General features: G+C 36.5%; 22 protein-coding genes and 1 riboswitch. Of the genes, 16 read left to right on the top strand and 6 right to left on the bottom strand.

The annotated features are described in order from the left end of the window. Window positions 1-8: 8 nt before the first annotated feature. Window positions 9-359, bottom strand: coding sequence for a lmo0954 family membrane protein (locus MHH85_RS17940; protein ID WP_053418030.1), 351 nt, complete (start codon window positions 357-359; stop codon window positions 9-11). 179 nt (window positions 360-538) lie between these two features. Between MHH85_RS17940 and MHH85_RS17935 the strand changes: the two genes are divergently transcribed. The 10 genes from MHH85_RS17935 (at window position 539) to MHH85_RS17890 (ending at window position 13,171) form a co-directional block, all read left to right on the top strand. Continuing rightward, window positions 539-1,630, top strand: coding sequence for a metallophosphoesterase (locus MHH85_RS17935; protein ID WP_340707943.1), 1,092 nt, complete (start codon window positions 539-541; stop codon window positions 1,628-1,630). A gap of 109 nt (window positions 1,631-1,739) precedes the next feature. After that, window positions 1,740-2,564 (top strand): undecaprenyl-diphosphate phosphatase, encoded by an 825-nt coding sequence (locus tag MHH85_RS17930; RefSeq protein ID WP_193738223.1) that lies wholly within the window; start codon window positions 1,740-1,742, stop codon window positions 2,562-2,564. A gap of 133 nt (window positions 2,565-2,697) precedes the next feature. Beyond that, window positions 2,698-3,408 (top strand): response regulator transcription factor, encoded by a 711-nt coding sequence (locus tag MHH85_RS17925; RefSeq protein ID WP_193738224.1) that lies wholly within the window; start codon window positions 2,698-2,700, stop codon window positions 3,406-3,408. Beyond that, entirely contained in the window at window positions 3,398-4,756 is a 1,359-nt protein-coding gene (locus MHH85_RS17920; RefSeq protein WP_340707942.1) for a sensor histidine kinase, read from the top strand. Before MHH85_RS17925 ends, MHH85_RS17920 begins: the two co-directional genes overlap by 11 nt. 1 nt (window position 4,757) lies before the next feature. Next, window positions 4,758-5,447 carry a PepSY domain-containing protein gene (locus MHH85_RS17915; protein ID WP_340707941.1) on the top strand — a complete coding sequence of 230 codons (690 nt, stop codon included), beginning with the start codon at window positions 4,758-4,760 and terminating at the stop codon, window positions 5,445-5,447. Window positions 5,448-5,538: 91 nt separating this feature from the next. After that, window positions 5,539-6,720, top strand: a complete 1,182-nt coding sequence (locus MHH85_RS17910) for a PepSY domain-containing protein (RefSeq protein WP_340707940.1) — start codon at window positions 5,539-5,541, stop codon at window positions 6,718-6,720. A 235-nt stretch (window positions 6,721-6,955) separates the two neighbouring features. After that, window positions 6,956-7,134, top strand: a riboswitch (cobalamin riboswitch). Between the two features lie 181 nt (window positions 7,135-7,315). Next, window positions 7,316-9,541, top strand: a complete 2,226-nt coding sequence (locus MHH85_RS17905; RefSeq protein ID WP_403980215.1) for a ribonucleoside-diphosphate reductase subunit alpha — start codon at window positions 7,316-7,318, stop codon at window positions 9,539-9,541. Between the two features lie 12 nt (window positions 9,542-9,553). Continuing rightward, a complete protein-coding gene (locus MHH85_RS17900; RefSeq protein ID WP_340707939.1) occupies window positions 9,554-10,594 on the top strand; it encodes a ribonucleotide-diphosphate reductase subunit beta in 1,041 nt (346 codons plus the stop codon). Window positions 10,595-10,787: 193 nt separating this feature from the next. Next, window positions 10,788-12,083, top strand: coding sequence for a globin-coupled sensor protein (locus MHH85_RS17895; protein WP_340707938.1), 1,296 nt, complete (start codon window positions 10,788-10,790; stop codon window positions 12,081-12,083). Window positions 12,084-12,208: 125 nt separating this feature from the next. Continuing rightward, complete coding sequence (locus MHH85_RS17890; protein ID WP_340707937.1) at window positions 12,209-13,171, top strand: 2-hydroxyacid dehydrogenase; 963 nt, start codon at window positions 12,209-12,211, stop codon at window positions 13,169-13,171. A 55-nt stretch (window positions 13,172-13,226) separates the two neighbouring features. Here the strand turns inward: MHH85_RS17890 and MHH85_RS17885 are convergent, their stop codons facing one another. Further along, complete coding sequence (locus tag MHH85_RS17885) at window positions 13,227-14,426, bottom strand: MFS transporter (RefSeq protein ID WP_340707936.1); 1,200 nt, start codon at window positions 14,424-14,426, stop codon at window positions 13,227-13,229. A 449-nt stretch (window positions 14,427-14,875) separates the two neighbouring features. Next, window positions 14,876-15,661 (bottom strand): TIGR00266 family protein, encoded by a 786-nt coding sequence (locus MHH85_RS17880; RefSeq protein ID WP_193738233.1) that lies wholly within the window; start codon window positions 15,659-15,661, stop codon window positions 14,876-14,878. A 186-nt stretch (window positions 15,662-15,847) separates the two neighbouring features. On the opposite strand from MHH85_RS17880, the gene MHH85_RS17875 reads away from it, so the two are divergent. The 4 genes from MHH85_RS17875 to MHH85_RS17860 all read left to right on the top strand — a co-directional run bounded on the left by MHH85_RS17875 (window position 15,848) and on the right by MHH85_RS17860 (window position 21,856). Next, window positions 15,848-17,326 (top strand): aldehyde dehydrogenase family protein, encoded by a 1,479-nt coding sequence (locus tag MHH85_RS17875; protein ID WP_340707935.1) that lies wholly within the window; start codon window positions 15,848-15,850, stop codon window positions 17,324-17,326. A gap of 23 nt (window positions 17,327-17,349) precedes the next feature. Beyond that, on the top strand, window positions 17,350-18,522 hold the full coding sequence (locus MHH85_RS17870) for a saccharopine dehydrogenase family protein (protein WP_340707934.1): 1,173 nt from the start codon (window positions 17,350-17,352) through the stop codon (window positions 18,520-18,522). Window positions 18,523-18,937: 415 nt separating this feature from the next. Continuing rightward, window positions 18,938-20,290: an aminotransferase family protein gene (locus MHH85_RS17865; RefSeq protein WP_340707933.1), complete on the top strand. Its 1,353-nt coding sequence runs from the start codon at window positions 18,938-18,940 to the stop codon at window positions 20,288-20,290. A 96-nt stretch (window positions 20,291-20,386) separates the two neighbouring features. Next, entirely contained in the window at window positions 20,387-21,856 is a 1,470-nt protein-coding gene (locus MHH85_RS17860; protein ID WP_340707932.1) for an APC family permease, read from the top strand. 165 nt (window positions 21,857-22,021) lie between these two features. Here MHH85_RS17860 and pcp read toward each other — a convergent pair whose 3' ends face one another. Genes pcp through MHH85_RS17845 form a run of 3 tightly spaced genes read right to left on the bottom strand, consistent with a single transcriptional unit; the run spans window position 22,022 to window position 24,352 of the window. Continuing rightward, on the bottom strand, window positions 22,022-22,669 hold the full coding sequence (gene pcp / locus MHH85_RS17855) for a pyroglutamyl-peptidase I (RefSeq protein ID WP_340707931.1): 648 nt from the start codon (window positions 22,667-22,669) through the stop codon (window positions 22,022-22,024). Between the two features lie 11 nt (window positions 22,670-22,680). Further along, on the bottom strand, window positions 22,681-23,643 hold the full coding sequence (locus tag MHH85_RS17850; RefSeq protein ID WP_340707930.1) for a DUF979 domain-containing protein: 963 nt from the start codon (window positions 23,641-23,643) through the stop codon (window positions 22,681-22,683). A 34-nt stretch (window positions 23,644-23,677) separates the two neighbouring features. Then, a complete protein-coding gene (locus MHH85_RS17845; RefSeq protein WP_193738240.1) occupies window positions 23,678-24,352 on the bottom strand; it encodes a DUF969 domain-containing protein in 675 nt (224 codons plus the stop codon). A 538-nt stretch (window positions 24,353-24,890) separates the two neighbouring features. Here MHH85_RS17845 and MHH85_RS17840 point away from each other — a divergent pair. Together MHH85_RS17840 and MHH85_RS17835 are read left to right on the top strand one after the other, a co-directional pair. Continuing rightward, window positions 24,891-25,205, top strand: a complete 315-nt coding sequence (locus tag MHH85_RS17840; protein WP_193738241.1) for a DUF3870 domain-containing protein — start codon at window positions 24,891-24,893, stop codon at window positions 25,203-25,205. A gap of 264 nt (window positions 25,206-25,469) precedes the next feature. Further along, window positions 25,470-26,639, top strand: a complete 1,170-nt coding sequence (locus MHH85_RS17835; protein ID WP_340707929.1) for a CaiB/BaiF CoA transferase family protein — start codon at window positions 25,470-25,472, stop codon at window positions 26,637-26,639.

The raw sequence follows: 26,639 nt of genomic DNA, 5'->3' as shown, positions 1-26,639 counted from the left end.
ATTCCTCCTTATTTTGTTAATTCATCCCATTGGTTTTCGAAATTTGTAAATGGATCATCTGTTTTTGCAGTAATGATTTGTGTTTTTTCTTTACCGTCCCATTTACGAATAATATACCAAAGTACAACGATTGCGATTAAACCGATAAAGCTAGGGATATTCGCTACAGCTGTTAGTAAACCTGCGATTGCAACAAGAGCCCAGATGATTTTTGTAAATGTTGATTCACTCTTTAAGTAGAAGTGAATACCTGCATATAGAATGGCTGCTGAAATAGCCAAACCTGCCATAGCTCCAAGTGAACATAAAATTGTGATAGCGGCGATGACGCCGATGATAAATAAACCGACTTTTTTCATAAGTTAGTGCCTCCCTTCGTTTGTACCTTTATATTACGCTAGGAATGTTCTTGGACAAACGGCCCTGAAATGCATTTTCAACTAAGACTAGAGACGTAGAAATTACTAGGTATGCTTCTAACAAGTCGTCAATAACATGAAATGCTATACTAACAAGAAAAGGAACAAGGAGGAATTTTATGGGGAAAAGAATTGGGTTTGGATTAATCGCGTTTCTACTATATAATGCACTAGTTTTCTATTTAGGATGGAATGTCTATACATGGCTCCATGTTGCTTTTTCCTTTGAGGGAACAGTCATTTTCGGCGTGATTTGGACTATAGTGGCTTATAGCATCTTGATTGAGCGCATTCATCATAAGCTACGATTATTCAAAATTATTGGAAGCTATTGGATGATTGTCATTCAGTATGGCTTGCTGTTATTCCCACTAGCGAATTTACTTGTATGGCTCTTACCAGACTTACAAATAAAATGGGTTGGTTATGTTGTTGCCGTATTATTACTCATAATTGTAGCTTTCGGTAGCTATATGGCATACTCACCAGTTGTAAGAAATCTTACTATTAAAATTCAAAAAACTAATCCTGTACAAAAGCCGTTAAGAATGGTTATAGGCTCAGACTTTCACTTAGGTATTTTATCGAATAAAGCTCATTTAGAACGTTTTGTGAAATTGTCTAATGAAGCAAAACCAGATGTTGTCTTTCTTGTTGGAGATTTAGTTGATGATGATCCTATTTGGTATGTGGAGTATGGAATGAGTGAAGTAATGAAGCAATTGAAAAGTACATACGGTGTATATGGCGTTTTAGGTAATCATGAATATTATGGACGAAAAATTCCATTATTTGTTCATGAAATGGCTGAATCTGGCGTAAACATTTTACAAGATGAAACAATTCTAGTGGCAGATTCGTTTTATGTTACAGGAAGAGAAGACAAAACTAATAGCGATCGAGCTTCGCTAGAAACGTTAGCAACAACCGTTGATCACAAGCTACCTTGGATTGTTATGGACCATACGCCTACGGATATTGAAACACCCAGTAAGCTTGGTGTAGATGTACATTTATCAGGACATACACATTTAGGACAAATGTGGCCTAATCAATACATTACACGAAAAACGTTCGAACACGATTATGGTTATAAACTAAAGGCAGCAACGCATACAATCGTGTCATCAGGGTTCGGATTTTGGGGACCACCAATTCGGACGAATAGTCGTTCAGAAATGTGGGTTGTAGACGTAGAGTTTTGTAAGTGATTTTTAACATAATGGTAAAAGTTAAACGAGGTATATTGTGGTATGATAGTTTAGCTAGAAATGGCGTGAGGATTCGGCATTTCAATTATTAAAAGAATAAGGAGATACTATGGACTTTATTGAATTATTAAAGGCTCTTATACTGGGCTTAGTAGAAGGTATGACGGAGTTTGCACCCGTGTCATCTACTGGACATATGATCATTGTAGATGATATGTGGTTAAAAACGGAAGAATTTTTAGGAATGTATTCTGCTAATACATTTAAAATTGTCGTACAGTTAGGCTCTATTTTAGCGGTTGTCGTAGTCATGTGGAAACGATTATTAAGTTTAGTGGGTCTTTATAAAATTAAAGGTCAACCAGCAAATCGTAAATTTAACTTAATACATGTTATTGTGGGAATGTTACCTGCAGTTGTTTTAGGGTTTGCGTTCAAAGATTATATTGATGACTATTTATTTGGAGTAAAACCGGTTATTTTCAGCTTAGTAGCCGGCGCGATTTTAATGATTGTTGCAGATAAATTTGGGCCGAAAAGACCAACAGTTACTACTTTAGATAAAATTTCATACGGTCAAGCATTAAAGATTGGTTTAGTACAGTGTTTATCATTATGGCCAGGATTTTCACGCTCAGGTGCGACCATTTCAGGCGGGGTATTACTAGGTTTAGATCATAAAACGGCAGCCGATTTTACATTTATCATGGCAGTGCCAATTATGGCAGGAGCTAGCTTAGTATCTGTTATGAAAAACTGGCAGTACATGTCGATGGACCATATTGGATTTTATGCAATAGGATTCGTCAGCGCATTTATCTTTGCGTTATTATCGATTAAATTCTTCTTAAAATTAATCGACAAAATTAAATTAACACCATTTGCCATCTATCGAATTATTTTAGCGATTGTATTGGCAATTATCGTATTTTAATAAAAATTGAGTCTACCTTTATAAAAAAGGGTAGGCTCTTTTTATATAAAAAAATTGTATATCATATAATCCTTCTCATGGAATTTTCATAATGACATGATACTATGGAAATAAAAAATGGTTGGTGAGAATAATGGCTGAGCGCATTTTAATCATAGAAGATGAGGAAAAAATTGCACGTGTGTTACAACTGGAATTAGAATTTGAAGGTTATGAAACGGGAATTGCTCATACAGGAACAGATGGGCTTATATTATACCGAGAACAGCAGTGGGATCTTCTCCTACTTGATATTATGCTTCCAGGTTTGAATGGTCTGGATGTATTGAAGCGAATTCGTGCGACAGAATTTAATACACCTGTTATTATGCTCACTGCTAAAGATGATGTTGAGGATAAGGTGACGGGACTGGATCTGGGCGCTAATGATTACATGACAAAACCATTCGAAATAGATGAATTACTAGCGAGAATTCGGGCAGCACTTCGCTTTAAACCACAACAACAGGAATTCGCTCAAGAGCAGGATGAATTTTTCCACGAGTATAAAGACTTATCTATACATGAACAGACACGTGAAGTTAAAAGAAATGGTCGTTCTATTGATTTAACTCCGAGAGAATATGAATTGTTACTTTATTTAATCAAGAATCCAAAGCAAGTCCTTTCACGTGAGCAAATCTTAGATGCTGTATGGGGTTATGACTATTATGGGGATACCAATGTCGTAGATGTTTATATTCGTTACATTCGTCAGAAAGTGGATAAAGGGAGTAAACAACCACTTATTCAAACAGTCCGAGGTGTCGGTTATGTACTAAAGGAGCAGGTGAATGAAGCTTAAGACAAAAATTCATGTTTTTTCGTCGCTTGTCATGTTGATTATTCTAGTGCTTACGATGATTGGAATTTATTTCTTATATGAAAAAATGGCCTATGACACAGAGTACAATCAACTTTTATCCGAGTCTAAAGAGCTTGTAACGTCTATTAGTCAGACAAGTAAAGTAAATGATCCAGCTACGATATTACGTGCCTATATTCCTCCAAGGGGTGCTGTAAGACCCGTTGATTTAAATGGCAAACCACTCATTACTGTACAATCTACTGAAGGTATGAAGGATTATCATCCCGATATTGATGAGCATAAAAGATACTCAGTGGAAAAATACAAAGGCATACCAGTATTATCAATGAGTATGCCCGCAATTTGGGTTGACGGTTCAGTGGTGCATATTCAGATGCTACAATCCATGAAGGATGTAGCACGAAATCTAGAATTGTTAAGGCTTGTCTTACTAGGTGTTACAATTTTAGCGACAATTCCTATTGTACTATCAAGTATGACGCTAGGGCGTATCGTTACTAAACCAATACATCGGCTAATTGCTACGATGCAGGAAAGTCAAAAGTCAGGAACTTTTGAAAAAATAAATATAGAAGATGACGGCCGAGATGAAATGGCTGAAATGAGTCGTACATTTAATGAGATGATGTTTCAGTTGGAGCAAAACTATCGTAAACAAGAGCATTTCGTATCGAACGCTTCTCATGAATTAAAAACACCTTTAACAGTAGTTGAAAGTTATGCTCGTCTATTAAAACGTCGTGGTTTTGATAATAAAGAAGTAGCAAATGAAGCTGTACAAGCAATTTTAAGTGAGTCCATTCGTATGAACGAAATGATAAAACAAATGCTGGAATTAGCTAAAAATAAGGAGAATATTCCACTAACAATTGCAGCCATCGATATTTATAAAGTATTAGAGGATACACTGCATCAAATGCATCAAGCATACGGGAGAGAATTTAACTTATTAGGAAATGGGCCAGTAATAATAAAAACTGATGAGCAAAAGCTAAAACAGTTATTCTTTATATTCTTAGAAAATGCCCGCCATTATAGTGAACGTGAAATCAATGTAAGCATAGCAAAAGAGGGATCGCAATTAGTTGTTCGCATTCAAGATTTCGGTCAAGGCATTGCCAAAGAGAATATTCCTCATTTATTTGATCGTTTTTATCGTGTTAGTGAGGACCGCAATCGCAAAACGGGTGGTACTGGTTTAGGATTAGCTATTGCACATGAAATTGCTGAGCGTTTAGCTATTAACATCACTGTATTAAGTACACTAGGTGAAGGAACTACAATCGTCTTACGATTTGAAAATAGTAATGAGGGGGAACAATGATATGCGTATCCGCGAAAAACTATCAATACTATTCATTGTGACACTCATCATTATTGCGACTATTCTTAGTATCATGATTTGGGATAAACTGACGAAAGAAACATCACTTACAACGGAAGAAATCTATAATGATATTGAAACGATGTATGGAGGAGAAATTATCTCTTTTCTTACTATAAACGATCAATATAGAGTACAGCTTCAAAGAAATAACAAGCTTTATCAACTCAATGTTGATGCAGAATCGGGTAAAATTCTACAGATGACTCAGGATAAATCGGATGTTAAAGAAGATATAAACTATCTAGCAGAAACTAAAATACGAAAAATTATTAAAGAGCAATATGACGGGAAAATAAAAAAAATATCACTCAATACAAATAAGGAAGAACCCGTATACCAAATAGAAATAGCGAACGGAAAAGAGCATATTAACTTATTAATAGATGCTATTAATGGGGAAGTTTTATCAGAAATTCAAGCTGATGCAGAGCAAGATTCTTCACTCTTATCTAAAGAACAAGTGATTACTATTGCAAAGAAAAAGCTAAATGGAACTGTTGATGAAATTTCTTTTTATGATACGAGTGATGGTGGATATTATTTAGTAGAGATTGAAGGAAACGACAAAGATGCAGTCTTTCAAATTCACGCTATTTCCGGCAAAGTGATTTCGACTACGTGGGATTAATAATTTCTCATCAAATTCTAATCTTGTTCTCCTTATTCTTTCATTTTCGTTGTGTAAAGTATAAGTATCAACAAAGAGGAGGAAATTAATTATGAAAAAAATGATTACGGCATTAGCAATTACAGGGTCACTTGCAGTATCTGGAGTAGTTGCTGCAGCAGGCATTCAAACTAACTCAGGTAAAATTTTATCTTCAGAAGAAATTTCGAAAAAAGCACTTAGCTATGTAAAAGGTACAGTATACAAAGTAGAATTGGACAAAGAAAAAGGTGTTCAAGTATATGAAATTGATGTACGAGGCAAAAGTAAAGAATACGAATTAACATTAGATGCTAAAACGGGAAAGTTACTAGAAAAGAAAACAGAAACAACAAAAGTTTCTAATACAGTAAATAATAAAAATGTAATTGGTTTAGCAAAAGCGAAAGAAATAGCATTAAAATCGGTTAAAGGTTCAGTCAAAAAGGCCAAATTAGATCGAGAAGATGGTATTTACGAGATTGAAATCATTAGAGCTGGGTATGAATACGATTTTGATATCAATGCGTACACAGGGAAAATTGTGAAAAAAGAAAAAGAGAAAATTTCGAAAAAAGTAGTAACTGGCAAAGTAATTGGTTTAGAAAAAGCGAAACAAATAGCTTTAAATAATGTTGGTGGTACTGTACAAAAAGCCAAATTAGATAAAAGTGATGGCGTATACGAAATCGAAATTATTAACGGCACAACAGAATATGAATTTGAAATTCATGCAAAAACAGGGAAAATACTTAAAAAAGAATCAGAAGTAGCTGACGATGTAATCACAACTACTAAACCAAGTACTCCTAACACTGGAAATACAGCAAATCCTTCAACACCTAATAAAGTAATAGGTATTGAAGAAGCAAAAGCAATTGCATTAAAAAGTGTTAATGGTACAGTGAAAAAAGCAGAGTATGACCGTGAAGATGGAGTATATGAATTTGAGATTTTAACTACCGATTATGAATATGATATCGATGTCGATGCAATAACTGGGAAAGTTATGATTACTGATAAAGAAAGAATTACAAAAACACCAAATAATCCAGCAACACCTTTCATTGGTGAGCAAAAAGCTTCTCAAATTGCTTTAACAAAAGCGAAAGGGACAATTACTAAAATTGAATTAGATGAAGAAGACGGCGTTTATGAAATTGAAGTTAAAGATGGTATGTACGAATACGAATTAGAAATCGATGCTAAAACTGGTACTATTCTAGACTTCGAAAAAGAGTATGAAGACGACTAATTGTTACTAAAATAGATTTTGTGCTACCCAAAATACAATTTTGGGTAGCTTTTTATTATTTTTCACTTAAAAACAATCCTAACCTCCTGTTTTTTTAAATTAAAATAGACATTATAGCAAATTATGAAACATTTTTCGTAGGTCTTTTGCTTTCATTTACTTTAATTTTACGATTCTACTTGTCTGAAAGGAACACAATATGTTAGATTAGATTAATTAATAGAACACAATATATAGTATGTGAGCAAAAAAAGGTACCATATACGGTTTAAAAGGGAATTCGGAAAAGAAACCGAAGCTGTCCCCGCAACTGTGAATGCGGACGACTGTCAATTAACCACTGAGCAATGCTTGGGAAGGATGACAGTTGGATGATGCATGAGCCAGTAGACCTGCCTTTTTTTGCATGACGACACTTTCTTCGGGGGTTGAGAAGTGGAAGCGAGAGACTTTACATTAAACAATTTACTTTTGATTTCAAAAGTAATTTTTTGTTGTGATTTCACCAGTTTCCAATTTTAAAACCTAGAGCGATGGCTCTGCCGAAGAAGGCAGATTCATCGCTTTTTATATTTGTAAAAAAGGAGACGACGATATGGTCCAATTAATGACAAATGAAAGATCAATATTATTATCCCAATTGGAGGAAGAGTTCGGTAGAGAAGAAATTAGCCAGCTTATTAGAAAGTCTGAACGTTGGGGAAATAAGAATCCAGAAGGCACTGACGCTGAATGGACAAAGGCGATGAGCCTAGAAGCGTTAAGTTTTTTAGATGAAGAGGACACATATTGGACATTCGTTGCAGCTCGCTTATTATTGGCAGGTGTTTATAGAGAAGCATCTACAGTAAGACAATTAGAAGTAGGGCAGGTATACACAGCATTTGCTAAACAAGTTGAGAAGCTTGTCGAGAAAGGTTTATATGATCCAACTTTAACAACATCATATACAAAACAGGAACTTGAAGAAATAGGCTTAATGATTGAACCTAAACGTGATGAAATCTTTACATATATCGGATTGAAAACACTGTTGGACCGTTATGTAACTCGAGATTTTGATAAAACACCAATCGAATTGCCCCAAGAGCGTTGGATGATTATAGCGATGACACTAATGCAAAATGAAAAAACAGATCGTCTTGCGAAAATTAAAGAATCTTACTGGGCAATGAGTAATTTATATATGACGACTGCTACTCCTACATTATCAAATGCAGGTAAAACGCATGGACAATTGTCAAGTTGCTTTATCGATACAGTTGATGACAGCTTACAAAGTATTTATGATTCAAATACTGATGTTGCGACACTTTCGAAGTTTGGCGGTGGTATCGGCGTCTATATGGGGAAAGTACGTAGCCGTGGCTCATCCATTCGTGGTTTTAAAGGGGCATCAAGCGGTGTTGTTCCTTGGATTAAACAATTAAACAATACAGCAGTATCAGTAGATCAATTAGGGCAACGCCAAGGAGCAATTGCTATTTATCTTGATATTTGGCATAAAGATATATTCCCATTCCTAGATTTAAAATTAAATAACGGTGATGAGCGTATGCGCGCGCATGATATCTTCACGGGCGTTAGCTTACCGGATATTTTCATGGAGGCTGTTGAAGCACGAGAAGATTGGCACCTATTTGACCCACATGAAATTCGCGAAGTAATGGGCTTTAACCTAGAAGATTACTATGACGAAAAACGTGGACAAGGTTCATTCCGTGAAAAATACAAAGCTTGCTTAGCTAACCCGATATTAACACGTGAAGCTGTACCAGCAATTGATATTATGAAACGCATTATGCGTAGCCAATTAGAGACTGGCGTGCCTTTCATGTTCTATCGTGATGAGGTAAACCGTAAAAACCCAAATAAACATGAAGGTATGATTTACTCAAGTAATTTATGTACAGAAATTTTCCAAAACATGAGTGCTACTAAGTTCGAGTCAATTACATTAGAAGATGATGTTATTGTAACGCGTCGCAAACCTGGAGATTTCGTTGTATGTAACTTATCATCTATCAATCTTGGACGAGCTGTACCTGCAGAAGCTTTAGAAAGATTAATCCCGATTCAAGTGCGCATGTTAGATAATGTGATCGACTTAAATCGTATTCCTGTTCCTCAAGCAGAACGTACAAATGCCCGTTATCGTGGTATTGGTCTGGGTACATTCGGTTGGCATCATTTATTGGCATTGAAGAGTATTGCATGGGAATCAGAGGAGTCCGTTGAATTTGCAGACAAGCTTTATGAGCAAATTGCTTATTTAACAATTCAAGCATCCATGGAATTAGCAAAAGAAAAAGGCCAATATCCATTATTTGAAGGTTCAGACTGGCAAACAGGAGAATACTTCAAAAAACGCCAATATAAAAGTGAAAAGTGGGCTGCATTACAACAAGCAGTTGCTGAAAATGGTATGCGTAATGGCTATGTAATGGCTATTGCGCCGAACTCATCAACATCAATTATTGCAGGAAGTACGGCGAGTATCGATCCAATCTTCCAAAAATCTTATTCTGAAGAGAAAAAGGATTATAAGATTCCGGTAACTGTTCCTGATTTGAACCAAGAAACAACTTGGTATTACAAATCTGCATACTTTATTGATCAAAATTGGACTTTAAAACAAAACGCAGCACGTGCCCGTCATATTGACCAAGGTATTTCGTTAAATATATATGTACAAAACACTGTAAAAGCTAAAGAACTATTAGAATTGCACTTAAATGCCTGGAAACTAGGCATTAAAACGACATACTACGTTCGCTCAACGTCAGTTGAACTATTAGAATGTGAATCATGTGCAAGTTAGGAGGAACTAACGATGACAAAGCTAGAGAAACGCCAATTAATAGATAAAACAGCTCCAAACCATTCAACGGGTATTGTAAATGGGAGCTCTTCAAATATATTAAACTGGGATGATGTTCGGTTTAGTTGGGCGTATCCAAAATACAAAAAGATGCTTGGTAACTTTTGGACTCCTTTCGAAATTAATATGGGGAACGATATTAAAGAATTCCCAACATTAACAGCGAATGAAAAAGAAGCATTTATGAAAACAATCGGATTACTTGCTATGTTAGACAGTGTTCAAACAGACTATGCAGGAAAAGTGGCTGATTATTTAACAGATTCTAGCTTAAATGCTTTAATGATTATCCTTGCACAGCAGGAGGTAATTCATAATCATTCTTACTCATATATACTTTCAAGTTTAGTATCAAAAGATGAGCAAGATAAAGTATTTGATTTCTGGCGTACAGAGCCTGTTCTTGAAAAACGAAATGACTTCATTATTAAAGGATATAAAACATTTTCTGAAGAACCTAATATCGACCATATGTTAAATTCCATCGTATATGACGTTATTTTAGAAGGTTTATTCTTCTATTCTGGTTTCGCATTTTTCTACCATTTAGCACGCAATCAAAAAATGGTAGCAACGAGTACGATGATTAACTATATAAACCGTGACGAACAGCTTCATGTTGATCTATTCGTTAAAATTTATAAAGAATTGTTAGAAGAGTATCCTGAATACGATACACCAGAGCGCGCTAAGCAAGTTGAAAATATTTTCCGTGAAGCAGCTGCACTTGAAATTGAATGGGCACATGAAGTCATTGGAGATAAAATTGACGGCTTAGATGTAGATGATGTAGAAGATTATATTTATTTCTATACAAATGTACGCTGTTCACAATTAGGCTATGAAAGACCTTTTGACGGCTACCGTAAAAATCCGATGAAATGGATCAAAGCTTATGAAGATGTTGACTTAGGGAAAACGGACTTCTTCGAACAACGTTCTCGTCAATATGTGAAGGTAAATGTTCAAGATAATGGTTTTGATGAACTATAAAAAATGAAATAATAATATGGAGATGGGCGCTGTAGGGAGCGCTCATTTTTTTATGGCATGAATAGTCTTTAGACCTATTTGTAAATGTGGCAGAAAAAACTTATTTAAAAAGTGTTAAAATAATGGATATAAAGACTTGTTTTTTGATATAGTTTAGTAAAATGTATAGATAATTTAGGGGTGAAATAAGTTTATGTTATCATTCAAACGTAATAAGGTGAATAAGGTGATTCTCCCGGAAGTAGACATAACGAAAACTGGGATTTTTATAAGTGATCAGGAACGTCTACACCAAATAGATTTATTAAACCTAAAAAATGAAGATTTACATATCGCGCGTCAATTGCAACCTACAGTTGAGAAACATATAGTCGAGATAGTAGAGCAATTTTATGCATCAATTGAAACTGTCGCTTCTCTAAAGGAACTGATCCAGCAACATAGCTCTGGTGAAAGACTACGTCAAACATTACGACATCATGTAATTGAAATGTTCGATGGTATTATTGATGATACGTTTATCGAAAAGCGCGTTCGTGTGGCAAAAGTACATGTTCGAATTGGATTATATCCAAAATGGTATTTAGCCGCATTCCAAAAAATAGAACATAATTTAATCGAGAAAATATATGACTTAGAGTTAGAGACTACTTTAGAACGTACCGTGATTAATTCTGTGAAAAAAATAATTAGTTTTGAACAACAAATCGTTCTTGAAGAATATGATCAATTTTCAGATCAATTATTAGAACAACAACAAGAAAAAACGCGTATGCATGTGAAAAATGTTATTGGTAGTATTTCTAGTAACTTAGAATCGCATTCTTTCCAAACTTCAGAGTCTGTTGACACATTAATTGCAAGTACTAGTGAAGTGAATAAACATTTGAAGAGCAGTATTCAAGATGCAAAAGGAACTCGAGAAGCATCGGAAAAAGGATATAAGCAAATGCTTCTACTAAAAAAGCATACAAATGAAATTAATGAAAGAACAAATGAAATGTCAAAAATGATTCAGGAATTAGATTCATCTTCATCAGAAATTCATGCAGTAATCGAGATCGTAAAAAATATAGCAGGTCAAACAAATCTACTTGCATTAAACTCAGCAATTGAAGCTGCTAGAGCTGGGGAACATGGTAAAGGATTTGCTGTAGTGGCTGATGAAGTACGTAAACTTGCAGATCAAACGAAGAAATCTGTTGAACAAATTGCAAGTTTAATTGGTATGTCCAGTGGCGTAACCAGTGAAGTAGTAACAGCTATTCAAGATATTCAGAACCTTGTAACTAATGGTATTGAAGAAAATGAAAGATCAATGCAGGAATTTGAGAACATCGGTAAGGCTGTAAATTTAACTATCCAAGATTTTCAAGAAGTAGAGCAACGAATGGACATATTATCGAATGTCGTAACAACTATTGGTGAAACTTCAGAACAATTAAAACAAGCAGCTACAGAATTAGAAACAACTGTGAGAAAGTTTTAATTCACTTTTCTGTTTTAATAGACAAGTTAAATTTATCTATTAAGACAGTTTTTTTATGCATTTTAATCAGAATACTTTGTTAATATGATAAGCTTTCATTATGTTCTTTAAAGGAGGCAGTTTATATGAAACCCATAGTTTGGATTACTAGAAAATTACCAGAGGAGGGCATAGCACCACTCCGTGAAATAGCTGAAGTGAAGATGTGGTCGTCAGAGGAACAACCGATGCCTGCTGAAGAATTAAAACAAGCAGCTGGTGAAGCGGATGCAATGTGGGTCATGATTTCTGATCAAATAACTCGTGAAGTTATTGAAGAGGCACCAAAGTTAAAAATAATCGCTAACCTAGCAGTTGGCTATAATAATATTGATATTAAAGCTGCAAAGGAAAAAGGTATTATTGTAACGAATACACCAGATGTCTTAACAGGAACTACAGCAGATTTAGCATTTGCTCTAATGCTTGCAACAGCTCGTAGAATCCCAGAAGCAGAGGGTGAAGTACGAGAGGGTAAATGGACAGGGTGGTCTGTTAACCAATTAACAGGGATGGACATTCATGGTGCAACTTTAGGTGTCGTAGGAATGGGACGTATCGGAGAAGCGGTAGCAAGACGAGGAATGGGTTTTGATATGAGAGTTTTATATCACAATCGTACAAGAAAGCCTGAAGCTGAAGAAAAATATGGCTTTGAGTATGCAGAGCTAGATATATTACTAAAAGAATCCGATTTTGTTGTGCTATTAACTCCGTTAACATCTGAAACAAAAGGATTAATCGGTAAACGTGAAATTGCATTGATGAAAAATAGCGCAATTCTTATTAATGTTGCACGCGGTGGAGTTGTAGATGAGCAAGCTTTATATGAAGCATTATTAAATAAAGAAATTTGGGCAGCGGGACTTGATGTTTTTGAAACAGAGCCAGTCCCAACTGATCATCCTTTATTAACACTGCCAAATGTTGTAGTGCTTCCTCATATAGGTAGTGCCTCAATTCGTACTAGAAATAATATGATGGCAAAAAATGTAGAGTCAATTGCAGCTTGTTTACAGGGAAAAGAAGTAAAGAGTCAAGTGAAATAAAAAAATGTGCCGGAAGGATCTTGGAATCCACGGCACATTTTTGTTTGTACAATATCTAAATAGATTTGGCAAGCTTTCTTTGCATCAGTACTAAGAAGAATAAAATCGGTAAGATAAACACCACAGTAGATGCGATACCACTAGCGATTGTTGTATAAAGTGCTAATAGTCCAATAATAGGTCCCCCAGCAATTTGCCCAATAGCATCGAGTTGTCCGAACATAGACAAAGCAGTTGCACGACCCTGTGCTTCTAATCTTTCATTCGTCATTACGCTCATTAACGGATAGTTAACATCACGCAGCGCTCCTGCTATCCAGAAAGTTAGAAGAGCTAGTAAAAAGTTTGAACTAAAGGCAAATGCAAGCATTACAATAATTAATAAACCATTGGCAATCAAAAGAATTAAAGGATAATTTTTATTGAAACGACCCTCTACAAATTTTAAAACGACAATGTTTAATAAAAACGCTACTGCATAAAAAGCGCCAAACCAGTAGATAGATTCATCCTCAGGTAAATGGAAGTCTTCAATAAAATGAGCACCCCATAGTCGATCGAATCCTTCACTCGCCAACCCCAAAAGTATAGTTATAATCGCGATACTCACGAGCATTGTATTTCCTTTAATTTGGCGCGCACCGTGTCGAATTGTCGTTATAAGATGATGTATGGCAGAAATATCTTTTTTTCGTGAAATTTTGACGAACTTTGTCTCTGGCATTGTGGATAATACACCAAAAGCTAGTAGTACTAATAAAATTCCAGCAATAATAATTGTTACTTGCACTGAAAATATAGTAGCAATAAAAACGCTAAGCAAAATACCGAAAAATCGACCTAAAGAACTAAATTGAGCACCTTTAAGAAATACTGAATCTAAATTTTTACCTTCTAATTCATCAGCGATCCAAGCCTCCTCAGCACCGCTAATAAATGTCCAGCCTAATCCCCACAAACCTGAAGCGATGGCAATTGACCAAAAGGCTGGGAATATTCCTTCAAGTAAGTGTGCCATTCCAATTATAAAAGTTCCGATGAATAGAGAACGTTTACGTCCATAATGATCTGCAACTAAACCTGTTGGCATTTCACAAAGAAATACAGATACCTCCATAATCGTTCCAATAAGTACTAGCTGTAATGGATTTAAACCTGCATTTATAACGTAATAAATTGCGTTCAGTGTGAATACCATTTGTATAAGTAATGAGCGTGAACTAGTGATTGCATAATAAATATTTTGTGTTTTCAATTTTTTTCCTCCGTATTAGTAAAATACCGGAGGTCAAACTCTCAATATTAAGACAGCATGCCCTCCGAGTTGTCTTTGAAAGTCATTAAAGTGCTTTTCATATTCGTCCACTCCTTTTTTGAAATTATTGTAAGTTTATCATAAGGGAGAGAGGAAAAGAAGAATTTTTAAATAGATTAATAATAGTGAAGGATGACTAATAGAATGTTAGGTACAGTAGTAATAAGATACAACGCTATGTAAAAGAAAAAACCCTACTCTTATTAAAGAGTAGGGTGAGTTATAAGCATTGAATATGAGTTATAAAGGCTGGACGAGCGCTTAAAGTCAAATATTGACTATAGCTTCTATCCTCCAACGTGATTCGTAGCTGAAAGGGTACCTTGGTCCAACAGGGTGTTGGTTATGCAACCCCTGCGATAGGATGTTGTGTAATTAGGTTGCCGTCCTTATTTGTTGAAAATATCAAATAGGCCGCCGATTCCGCCTTCACCTACGGATTTGTTACCTGGTACTTGAGGCGCTGCTGCAAATACACGGCTTGCTAAACGGCTAAATGGAAGCGATTGGATCCATACTGTTCCTGGTCCTCGTAGAGTTGCGAAGAATAGACCTTCACCACCAAATAGGGCAGTTTTTACACCTTTAACCATTTCAATATTGTAATCAACATCTGCTGTCATAGCTACAAGACAACCTGTATCTACACGTAAAGTCTCACCGACTTGTAGGTTCTTTTGAATGATTGTACCGCCTGCGTGAACGAACGCCATGCCATCACCTTCTAGTTTTTGCATGATGAAACCTTCACCGCCGAAAAATCCTGTTCCTAATTTACGTTGGAATTCGATGCCGATCGAAACCCCCTTAGCAGCTGCTAAGAATGCATCTTTTTGGCAAATGATTTTTCCGTTATATCGACTTAGATCCATAGGAATGATTTTCCCAGGATAGGGAGAAGCAAAAGAAACATGTTTTTTTCCATAACCTTCATTTGTGAATGTTGTGATGAATAAACTTTCACCTGTTACAAGTCTTTTACCAGCGCCCATTAATTTACCCATGAAACCGCCACCGCTTGAGGCATCACCAAAAACAGTTTCCATGCGAATGCCGTCTTCCATCATCATTAATGCACCAGCTTCAGCAATGACTGTTTCTTGTGGATCTAATTCTACCTCTACAAACTGCATGTCATCGCCATATAATTTGTAATCAATTTCATGATTATTCATCTTTTTCTTCCTCCCAATTGTTAAAGTCTAGTATTTAATATTAATACGATTCGAGATTTTAAAAGGTTTCGTAAATTTTGAGGAAAAAATAAATTGACTGCAATTTTAAAGAAAATGAAGGATATTTAGGTATTTTGTAGAAAATATATACAGAGAAAGCGTTTTCATTTAGAAGGAGGGATAGCAGTGAAGTTGCAAAATTTTATCGGAGGGCAATGGGGAACCTCTGAAGATTTGAAATTCGTACCCGTTATTAATCCTGCAAATGGTGAGGAATTAGCTCAAGTGCCTATGTCTTCAACAGGAGCTGTGGAGCAAGCAGTAGCTGTTGCAAAAAAGGCGCAAAAAAGTTGGGCACTCGTACCAGCACCAAAACGCGCAGATTATTTGTATGCAATTGGCTTAAGAATGAAAGAAAAGAAAGAACATTTAGCTCAGATACTTACAAAAGAGATGGGAAAAGTAATTGAAGAAGGTCGAGGCGAAGTCCAAGAGGGCATTGATATGGCATTTTATATGGCTGGAGAAGGGCGTCGTTTGTTCGGGGAAACAACTCCGTCAGAGTTAGCCAATAAATTTGCTATGAGTGTTCGTGCTCCAATTGGCGTTGTTGGTTTAATAACACCTTGGAATTTTCCTGTAGCTATTGCAACTTGGAAATCCTTCCCTGCAATTGTCGCGGGGAATACATTTATTTGGAAACCTGCTACAGAAACGCCAATGATGGCTTTTGAAATGGCGAAGATATTTGAAGAAGTAGGTTTACCAGATGGCGTTGCTAATGTTGTTTTTGGATCAGGTTCAGAAGTAGGAACAGCATTAATCGAGCATCCAGATGTCAAAGTCATTTCGTTCACAGGTTCAACTGCTACAGGTAGCAAGGTGGCAGAGTTGGGCGGCCGTCATTTAAAGAAAGTTTCTTTAGAAATGGGTGGCAAAAATGCAGTGATAGTAATGGATGATGCTGATTTAGAATTAGCTGTTGAAGGGATTTTGTGGAGTGCTTTTGGTACAGCGGGTCAACGTTGTACGGCATGTAGTCGAGTGATTGTGCATAAAGATGTAAAAGCAGAGCTGGAAGAACGCCTCCTAACAGCTATGCAACTATTAACGATTGGCGATGGTTTAGATGAGTCGGTAAAAATTGGTCCGGTTATTAATAAAACTGCATTACACAAGATTAATAGCTATGTAGAATTAGGCCGTCAGGAAGGTGCGAAGTTACTTGCAGGTGGCAATATATTAACTGGAACACCTTTTGATCAAGGTTTTTATTACGCACCAACTTTATTTACTGATGTGAAATGGGATGCTCGTATTGCACAAGAAGAGATTTTCGGTCCCGTTGTCTCATTGATAGAAGTAGAAAGTTTAGAAGAAGCTATTGAAGTCAATAACAGTGTGCAATTTGGACTTTCAAGTTCCATCTTTACACAAGATATTAATCGAGCATTCCAAGCGCAGCGTGATTTAGATACTGGTATTGTATACGTCAATGCTGGTACAACTGGGGCAGAAATTCATCTACCGTTTGGTGGCACAAAAGGAACAGGGAATGGTCATCGTGATTCTGGTGTTGCAGCATTGGATGTCTATACGGAATGGAAGAGTATCTACATCGATTACAGTGGCAAGTTGCAAAGAGCACAAATTGATACCGAATAATAACAAAGAAAGGGGACAATCAGATGAAAGTAGCAGTATTAGGTGCAGGTTTAATGGGGAAAGAGGTTGCGCGTGATTTAGTTAAAAGTGACAAGGTTGAAAAAGTTTACTTAGCAGATTTAGATGTTAGCCAAACAACATTATTCGCTGAGTTATTGAAGTCAGATAAATTAGAAGTGCTACATCTAGATGCCAATGATGATGCGGAGTTAAAATGGGTGATGGCAAAAGCAGATGTTGTGATAAACGCTCTATTTTATACATTTAACGAAAAAGTTGCACGTATGGCAATTGAAGTAGGGGTGCATTCAGTCGATCTTGGTGGTCACATTGGCGGTGCAACAAATGCTGTTTTAAAGTTATCTGAGGATGCTAAAGAAAAAGGTATTACATTGATCCCAGACTTAGGTGTTGCACCAGGAATGATTAATATTTTAACAGGTTATGGTGCTTCAAAATTAGATAACATCAAATCGATAAAAATCTTTGTTGGAGGAATTCCAGTTGAAAAAGAACCACCGCTGGATTATAACATTGTGTTTTCACTAGAAGGCGTATTCGATCACTATACTGACCCTTCGCATGTTATTCGTGGTGGAAAACTGCAGGAAATTGCTTCATTGTCAGAGATTGAAAAGGTTTATTTTGATGGTTTTACCGGGCTGGAGGCATTCCATACTTCAGGCGGTTTATCTACTTTGGCACAGACCTTTCCAAATGTGAATACGTTGGAATATAAAACAATTCGCTATCAAGGTCATGCAGAAAAGTTCAAGTTACTTGTAGATTTAGGTTTAACAAATAAGGAGACAACAGTTAATCTAGAAGGTCAGGCCATCAAAGCACGTGATGTTTTACGTGAAGTGCTACAAAGTAAAATGTCTCTTGGAAATAAATCGGATGCGGTATTATTACGGGTAATTGTTTCAGGTGAAAAAGGTGAAGAGCTTGTTTCGTACGAATACGAATTAATTATTAAGAAAGACAAAGATACCAATGAAACAGCAATGGCATTAGCAACTGCAAATACAATTTCAGTAGTTGCTCAATTAGTAGGCGATGGTACGATTTCAAAACGTGGAGTATATCCACCAGAGAAAGTAGTTCCAGGTGAAAAATACATGGAAGAAATGAAAAAACGCGGTGTTTCTATTAAAGAAACTATGCATCGTTCAACCAATATTGTAAAAGGATAAAAGAGGACTACGGAGATGGTCTTTTTATCATAAACAAAATCTGACTAGTAATCTCGTAAAATATTTTATAAAACCAACTATAAATAGTTTGAATATTTGAAATCTATAGTCAATAATATGTATTAAGGGTAAGTTTTGAAGGTAGCCCTAAAACATATAGTAAAGTGCTTGAGTTTACAAATATGACTGCCTAATCTGTTAAAAACCAAAACCCGGTTTTTTGTCGCAGATATAAGCCAGTTCAATTTGACTCACAGATATCTATCTGTAGTCTTTTTGAATTGGTTTTTTTAATGCAGTTAAGAAGGGAGGTTAACATTCTTTTAGCAAAAACAGACATCATTCAGTACATCATGTGTAGTTTACAGTTATACCATCACTTCAATAAGAGATAATAAAAAAAGGAGGAATACAGATGACAACTTTAAAAGAATGGGACAAAAAGCATTTTATTCATCCAACCTCATCAATTCAAGAGCAACAAGCTAATGGACCAAAAGTGATTTTCGATAAGAGTGAAGGAATATATTTAACTAGTAAAGAGGGTACAAAGTATATAGATGCTATGTCGTCGCTTTGGAATGTTAACATTGGGCACGGTCGCAAAGAAATAGCAGAAGCAGCAAAAGAACAAATGGAACAATTAGCATACAGCTCATGTTTTTCAAATTTTAGTAATGAGCCGGCTATTCGTCTAGCAAAGAAAATTGCTGATTTAGCTCCACCTAGTTTAAATGCGGTGTTCTTTACTTCAGGTGGTTCAGAGTCAAATGACTCAGCAATAAAAATTGTTCGTCATTATTGGCGTATTCAAGGTCAACCTGAGCGAAATAAAATCATTGCTTTGCGACGAGGATATCATGGCGTTTCAGCAGGTGCTACAAGTGCAACAGGTATACCTGAGTTTTGGGACATGGCAGGGAATTTGATGCAAGGATTTGTGCATGCAAAATCTCCATATGAAATTGGTACTGAGTCATCGATTCAATCCATTCGCGAAGTAATTGAAGCTGAAGGACCAGAAAAGATTGCGGCATTCATGGCAGAACCTGTCCAAGGGGCAGGTGGAGTACTGATCCCACATAAAGATTATTACAAGGAAGTGCGCAAGATATGCAATGAATATGGCATTTTATATATAGCAGATGAGGTTATTACAGGATTTGGACGTACAGGTAAAATGTTCGGTGTTGAAAATTATGGAGTAGAGCCGGATGTATTATCATTTGCAAAAGGTGTAACAAGTGGCTATTTCCCACTAGGTGGTGTCATTGTTTCCGATCACGTGCATAATGTGCTAAAGGAAAAATCAGAAGGAGTATTATTCCATGGTTTTACCTATAGTGGACATCCGACAGGTGCGGCTGTAGCTCTAAAAAACCTTGAAATTTTAGAACGTGAAAATCTGGTAGATAACTCCTCTAAAATGGGTGAAGAATTACAAAAAGGTTTTAAATCCATTAAAGAGGAATCAACGATTGTAGGCGATATTCGCACATTAGGTTTACTCGGAGCGATGGAGTTTGTACAAGACCCTTTAACGAATAAACGCTTTCCTGCCGAGTTGAAAGTGGCGCCAAGAATTATTGCGGCATTACATGAACGTGGCGTTATATGTCGTGCAGTTACTTATGACAATACAGACATCGTATGTTTCTCACCACCATTGATTATTACAAAAGCGCAGATAGATGACCTCATTGCTATATTACGTGAAGCTGTACTAATTGTTCAACAAGAGGTTGAAGAGCAGCTGGCGGCACTTTAAAAACTAATGAAAAATTATTCAAAGCTAGATAGATCGAGAGTAATTCCATTAATAGAGTCTATTGTGTTTCAATAGACTCTTATCCGGGGGTGTAAGATGGAAGATCAAAAGCTATTGAAAATTTTGGGGAATAGAGACGTTATGGCGCTTGCATTTGGAGCAATGATTGGTTGGGGTTGGGTAGTAACAGCTGGTTTATGGATTACAGAAGCAGGTTCACTAGGAGCAATCATAGCATTTTTAATAGGTGGATTACTTGTTATATTTATAGGGTTAACGTATGCGGAATTGTCCTCAGCTATGCCATTATCCGGCGGGGAACTATTCTTTACCTATAGGGCGACTGGACGGCTCACTTCGTTTATAGCAACATGGGCAATGATTCTTGGGTATGTATCAGTTGTAGCCTTTGAAGCTGTAGCATTACCAACTGTTTTTGAATATGTCGTTCCTGGTTATAGCGTTGGTTATATGTATACAATTGCAGGCTGGGATGTAAATTTCACTTGGGTAGCAGTAGGAATTCTTGGGTCAATTATTATTGCATGGATTAACTATAGGGGTATGAAAATTACAAGTGTTGTGATGTCAATTTTGACATTACTCATATTAATCTCAGGTGTATTGCTTGTTACGGGAAGTTCTATTGCAGGAAGCCCTGAGCATATGCAGCCTTTGTTTGAAAAAGGCTGGGGTGGCATTATGGCTGTATTGATTATGACGCCATTCATGTTTGTAGGATTCGATGTGATACCTCAAGCTGCAGAAGAGATTAATCTACCACGTAAACGAATTGGACAACTTCTAATCATTTCAGTATTTTTAGCTATTACTTGGTATGTAGCAATTATCTTCGGCGTTTCATACGTGCTGACACCATCAGAAATTGCTAGTTCATCGCTTGTTACAGCAGATGCGATGGCAAAGGCATTTGGTGGTAGTAAAATGATGGGAAATGTTTTAGTACTTGGTGGAATCGGTGGGATATTAACAAGCTGGATTGGTTTTTATGTTGGCGGTAGTCGTGCTATTTTCGCATTGGCGAGAGCGGGAATGCTGCCGAAGGCATTAGGCGAGCTACATCCTAAATATAGAACGCCACATAAAGCAATTTTACTCATTGCGGTTTTGACTACTTTAGCACCATTATTCGGTCGCCCAGCACTTGTCTGGTTAGTAGATGCAGGTGGGTTTGCGCTTGTTATTGCATGGGTTTTAGTAGCAATTGCCTTTATTATTTTGCGGAAAAGAGAGCCTAATTTAAAAAGACCTTTTATATTACCAGGAGGTACATTAATTGGTTGGTTAGCTGTCCTAATGTCAATTGGTGTATGTATTTTATATCTACCAGGTATGCCTTCTGCGTTAGTTTGGCCGTATGAGTGGGTAATCATATTAGCATGGGCTGTTTTTGGGGCAGTGTTATATAAAATCTCCATGGTTAAATATGGCGCTAAAAATGCAAACAAACTAATGGATCAGGAAATAGAACGTGTGTTATCTGAAGAAGATATTGAAGAAACTCCATCACAAAAAGATGTAAATGGAGTTTTGGAGAGAGTTTAATATTCGTAAGAATGAAAATGAGATTTGAGCACAAAAAAGACCTCTTGTTATGATGAAAGTGTCCCAAGCTGGCCAGCAAAAAGGATAAAAACATCATAAACAGGAGGTCTATCATTAACTATTAGAAAAATGAAAATCGCTCAAATTTCTTGTAATACGGTACAACTAATGAGTCGTCCCACCTACTATATGAATATCCGTTTCATATTTAGCAGATGTGACAGCAGCTATTTTTAAGCCTTTAACAATTGTCTCAAGACTTAAACTAGGCGCTTCTTTATTAATGGTTTGTTCCGGAATGAAAGGAATATGGATAAATCCGCCTCGAATACTTGATGAAGTTTGGGCGATATAGTCCATTAATCCATAAAAGATATGGTTACATACAAATGTTCCGGCCGTATGGGATACCGATGCTGGAATATTGCTCTCTTTCATGTTTTCGACCATTCTTTTGATGGGGAACGTAGACCAATAGGCTACGGGCCCTTTGTCTACAATGGGTTGATCAATGGGCTGGTTACCCTGATTGTCTGGAATTCTTGCATCATCCATATTGATTGCAACACGTTCAGGTGTGATGTGAAGTCGACCTCCAGCTTGTCCTACACAGATAACGATATCAGGATTATGTTGCTGTATAAGATGCTCCAATACTGCAACTGATTTCCCGAATACAGTTGGAATTTGTTCAGCAACTAGAGTTACATCATCAATAACTTCTCCATGTAATTGTTTTACTGCTTCCCAGGAAGGGTTTATTCTTTCTCCACCAAAGGGCTCAAAGCCGGTTAACAACACTTTTTTCTTCATGTCGATTCCTCCTATATTCCTAATGAAACAAGGAAATACATAAGTATGATATTGAAAACTAATACTGCCAAAGCTGTTGGAATTTGGACTTTTATAACATGATTTTTATCTTTCAAGTCCAACAAGGCTGCCGGTACAATATTAAAGTTAGCGGCCATTGGTGTCATTAAAGTTCCACAATAACCCGCAAACATAGATATGGCAGCTATATGATTTGGATTTGCATCAAATTGTTTAATCAGAAAAGGAATGGCGATGCCTGCAGCCATAATTGGGAAGGCTGCAAAGGCATTTCCCATAATCATAGTGAATATTGTCATGCCAAGACAGAAAATAACGACAATCCAAAATAGCGAACCTTCTGGGATTATTGCTGTTACAGCGTCGGATACGACTGTACCAACCCCTGCATTTGTGTAAATAGTTCCTAATGTTGCAAGTAACTGTGGCAGCAATACAGCCCAACCAATTGATTCTAGTAGACGACGTGATTCTTTCACAGCTCCTGTAGGTGTTCCGCGTGTCATCCACATGGCAACAATAATAGCAGTCAAACATGCCAGACCTAAAGCAACCATTGTTACATTAGATGGATCCAGTAAAGCTTTTCCTCCAATTTTAACACCGTCTAGCAGCTTAGAACCAACTAAGGTTAAAATCGGAATCAAGATAGCAGGTAGGAAAAGACGGCCGCCAAGGCGTTTTCTACGCTCTTCCTTAACAGCAAGGCTTTCTTCAACTTGCTCACCTTTCTTTAACCCACCACTGGCAATGATTAAAACCATAATGATAACCATAAGCCCAATGTAAAATGGTGGAATAATTTTGCCGAACATTAATGTAACTGAATAAATCAAGTAAAAGCTTCCCGAAGCTAACCGCCGGCTGTTTGTCCGATCAGTAAAAATATATAGGGAGCAGCCTAGAACAATGATGCCCATTAATACGTAAATCATTTCAACTGAGAATATCATAATAGACTCTCACTTTCTCTTAAGGTTTTTTTCGTTATTTACCACGATTGCCTAATCGTTTATCTAGCTTTTTATCAAACATACGGAGACGAATGGCGTGTACGATAAAAGCAAAGATGGCAGTAGGAATTCCCCATAATGCCATTGATATTGGATCGGCAGGAATATTATTCTGTTCAAAAAATCCGTTCATCAAAAGAATTGCACCGACAGCCACGAAAATATCTTCTCCGAAAAATAAACCGATATTATCTGTTGCAGCTGCGTGTGCACGGATTTCTTGTTGCTCTTTCTCAGGTAGTTTTCCATATTTCGATAGAGCAGCACCTTCTGCCATTGGAGCAACCAGCGGACGTACAGTCTGCGGATGACCCCCAAGGCTGTTTAAACCAAGAGCAGCTCCGGCTTCCCGGATTAATAAATACACGGTCAATACTCGGCCAACAGTGATGGCTTTAATTTTTGATACAATCTTTGCAGCTTGTTGCTGGAGACCATTTTTTTCAAGCAGACCAATAACAGGAAGTGTGACTATCAGAATAGACATGTACCTGTTAGTTGTAAATGCTTCTCCAAATTGCGTAATAATACTGGTAATAGGAATACCGGCAATCATCCCCGTAACGAGTGCTGAAATAGTTACTACAACTGCTGAATTGATTCTAAGTACAAATCCAATCATGATTAAAAGAACACCAATTAGAACCATAAATATCCCCTTTCTTCTTATTAAAATTATTTTTCAATAATATAAACTAAATATTATTGTATATCAAAGTGAGAATGTTTTAAATATTTTTTTATGATTTAAGTATGTAATTATCTAATAATTTAAGTCTTTAAAGGTTCTAATATGGAAAGGGTAGAAAATTGTGGGTGTTTTAAAAATGAACGCAACTAATTGGAAAATTAGATTACGGTAATAGGTTGGAATGATTTTCAGCAACCCCAGCATTATTTGGCGTTATTAAAGAAAGTGGTATAGGACGTGAAGGTGGATGAGATGAGCTTGATAAGCTTATTAGTATTACAATATAAATCAATAGGCATTGATTAATCTATTAATAGATTTAGGACTGTCCTAAATAGAATAGTGTTTCATTTTCACTCTTAATAAATTGCCATTATCGTTGATAATAGGGCATTTTCACTTATTAAAAAACTTTCAAATTAATGATATATATTGTATGATTTTTATATAATTTCTAAATTTTATAAAAATAATATGCTGAGGGAGTTGAACCATTATGAACACAATTTTTATAGCAGGGCATGCGAGGTTGCCATCTGGTATGGCCGCACAAAACATTTATGAGACACTAACAATCACTGCGGAAATTGATAAGAAATATGGGGTAATCGTTGCAGCAAGTTGTACGTTAGCAACGCAGCATGGGAAATCTTTTGTTGAGCAATTATTAAGAGGGCATAGTTTGCAAGATGGTATTACACAACCGCTCGAAGCAGTGAAAGTACATTATTTAGGTAAAGCAGGAAACGCGTTAATGTCTGCATTGAAAGATTTATATAAACAATATGAATCTCACAAATCGACAAAATAATCCAGAATTTTTAGTTAGTTATAAATTTACAAAAAAAGAATAGTATAGTAAAGTTAAAGATAATAAATCATGCAAAAACGTACAAGACGTTCATTTCGTATGATGAGGTAATAAGGGTATTAGTAAGCCAATACTGTCTAATCTGTTTGAAGCCTAGCCGGGTTTTATGACACAGATAAGAGCCAGTTCAATTTGACACTCAGTATATTCACTGGAGTCTTTTTGAATTGGCTTTTTTATTGACCTATGAAGAGAGGTGACAGGATGTCTGGTGCTTTAGAAAATATTCGTATAATCGATTTATCACGAGTACTTGCAGGCCCATACTGCACAATGATTTTAGGTGATCTAGGGGCTGAGGTCATTAAAGTAGAGGCCCCTGATAGTGGTGATGAGACACGAAAGTGGGGTCCTCCATTCCAAGATGATGTAAGTGCTTATTATTTAACAGCAAATCGTAATAAAAAAGCAATTACACTTAATTTGAAGGAAGAAGAGGGACGCGAAGTTATTAAAAGGTTAGTACAAGATAGCGATGTCATCATCAATAACTTTAAAACTGGTACTATGGAGCGCTTTGGTTTAGGGTATGAAACATTAGCTGAGATCAATCCAGGTATTGTCTATTGCTCGATTACTGGCTTTGGTGAGACAGGACCACATCGCTATTTACCTGGATATGATTTCATTATCCAGGGTATGAGTGGCCTAATGAGCATTACTGGGACAGCAGAATCTGGCCCACAAAAAACAGGCGTAGCAATAGCGGATGTACTTACCGGAATGTACGCATGTATTGGTATTCAATCGGCATTACTAGAACGTAATAGCTCAGGAATCGGTCAAAAAGTCGATATCGCTTTATATGATGCTGCTGTGAGCGCATTAGTCAATGTGGGGAGCAGTTATTTAATGTCAGGTAATATTCCAACTGGACTTGGAAATGCACATGCCAATATCGTACCGTACCAGACATTTAAAACGGCCGATAGTGAGATGGTCATAGCAGTTGGAAACGATCATCAGTTTACAACACTCTGTGAAGTGCTGAAGATACCTCAATATGCACAGGATAAACGTTTTCGTACTAATCCAGATCGCGTAAAGCAACGTGATGTGCTGATACCTTTATTGCAAACAGCTTTTTTACAAGAGTCTACAGAATATTGGTATGAAGCATGCAGAAAAAAGAACATACCAGCTGGGCCGATTCAAAATATTCAAGAGGTTGAACAAGATAAGCAGTTACAGGCACGTAATATGTTCATCACATATGATCACCCTACAATAGGTCAAATCAAAATGATTGGGAGCCCGTTGAAATTATCAAGAACACCTGTGACTGTCAGACATCACCCGCCAAATCTAGGAGAGCACAACGATGAAATTTTACAGCCTTTGTATGAAAAAATGACACATAAGGGAGAGAATTAA

The sequence above is a fragment of the Viridibacillus sp. FSL E2-0187 genome (assembly GCF_038006425.1).
In the GTDB taxonomy this organism is placed as follows: Bacteria; Bacillota; Bacilli; order Bacillales_A; family Planococcaceae; genus Viridibacillus; species Viridibacillus arvi.
Note: the sequence above shows the minus strand (reverse complement) of the source record. Positions and strands in the feature narration are given on the sequence as shown.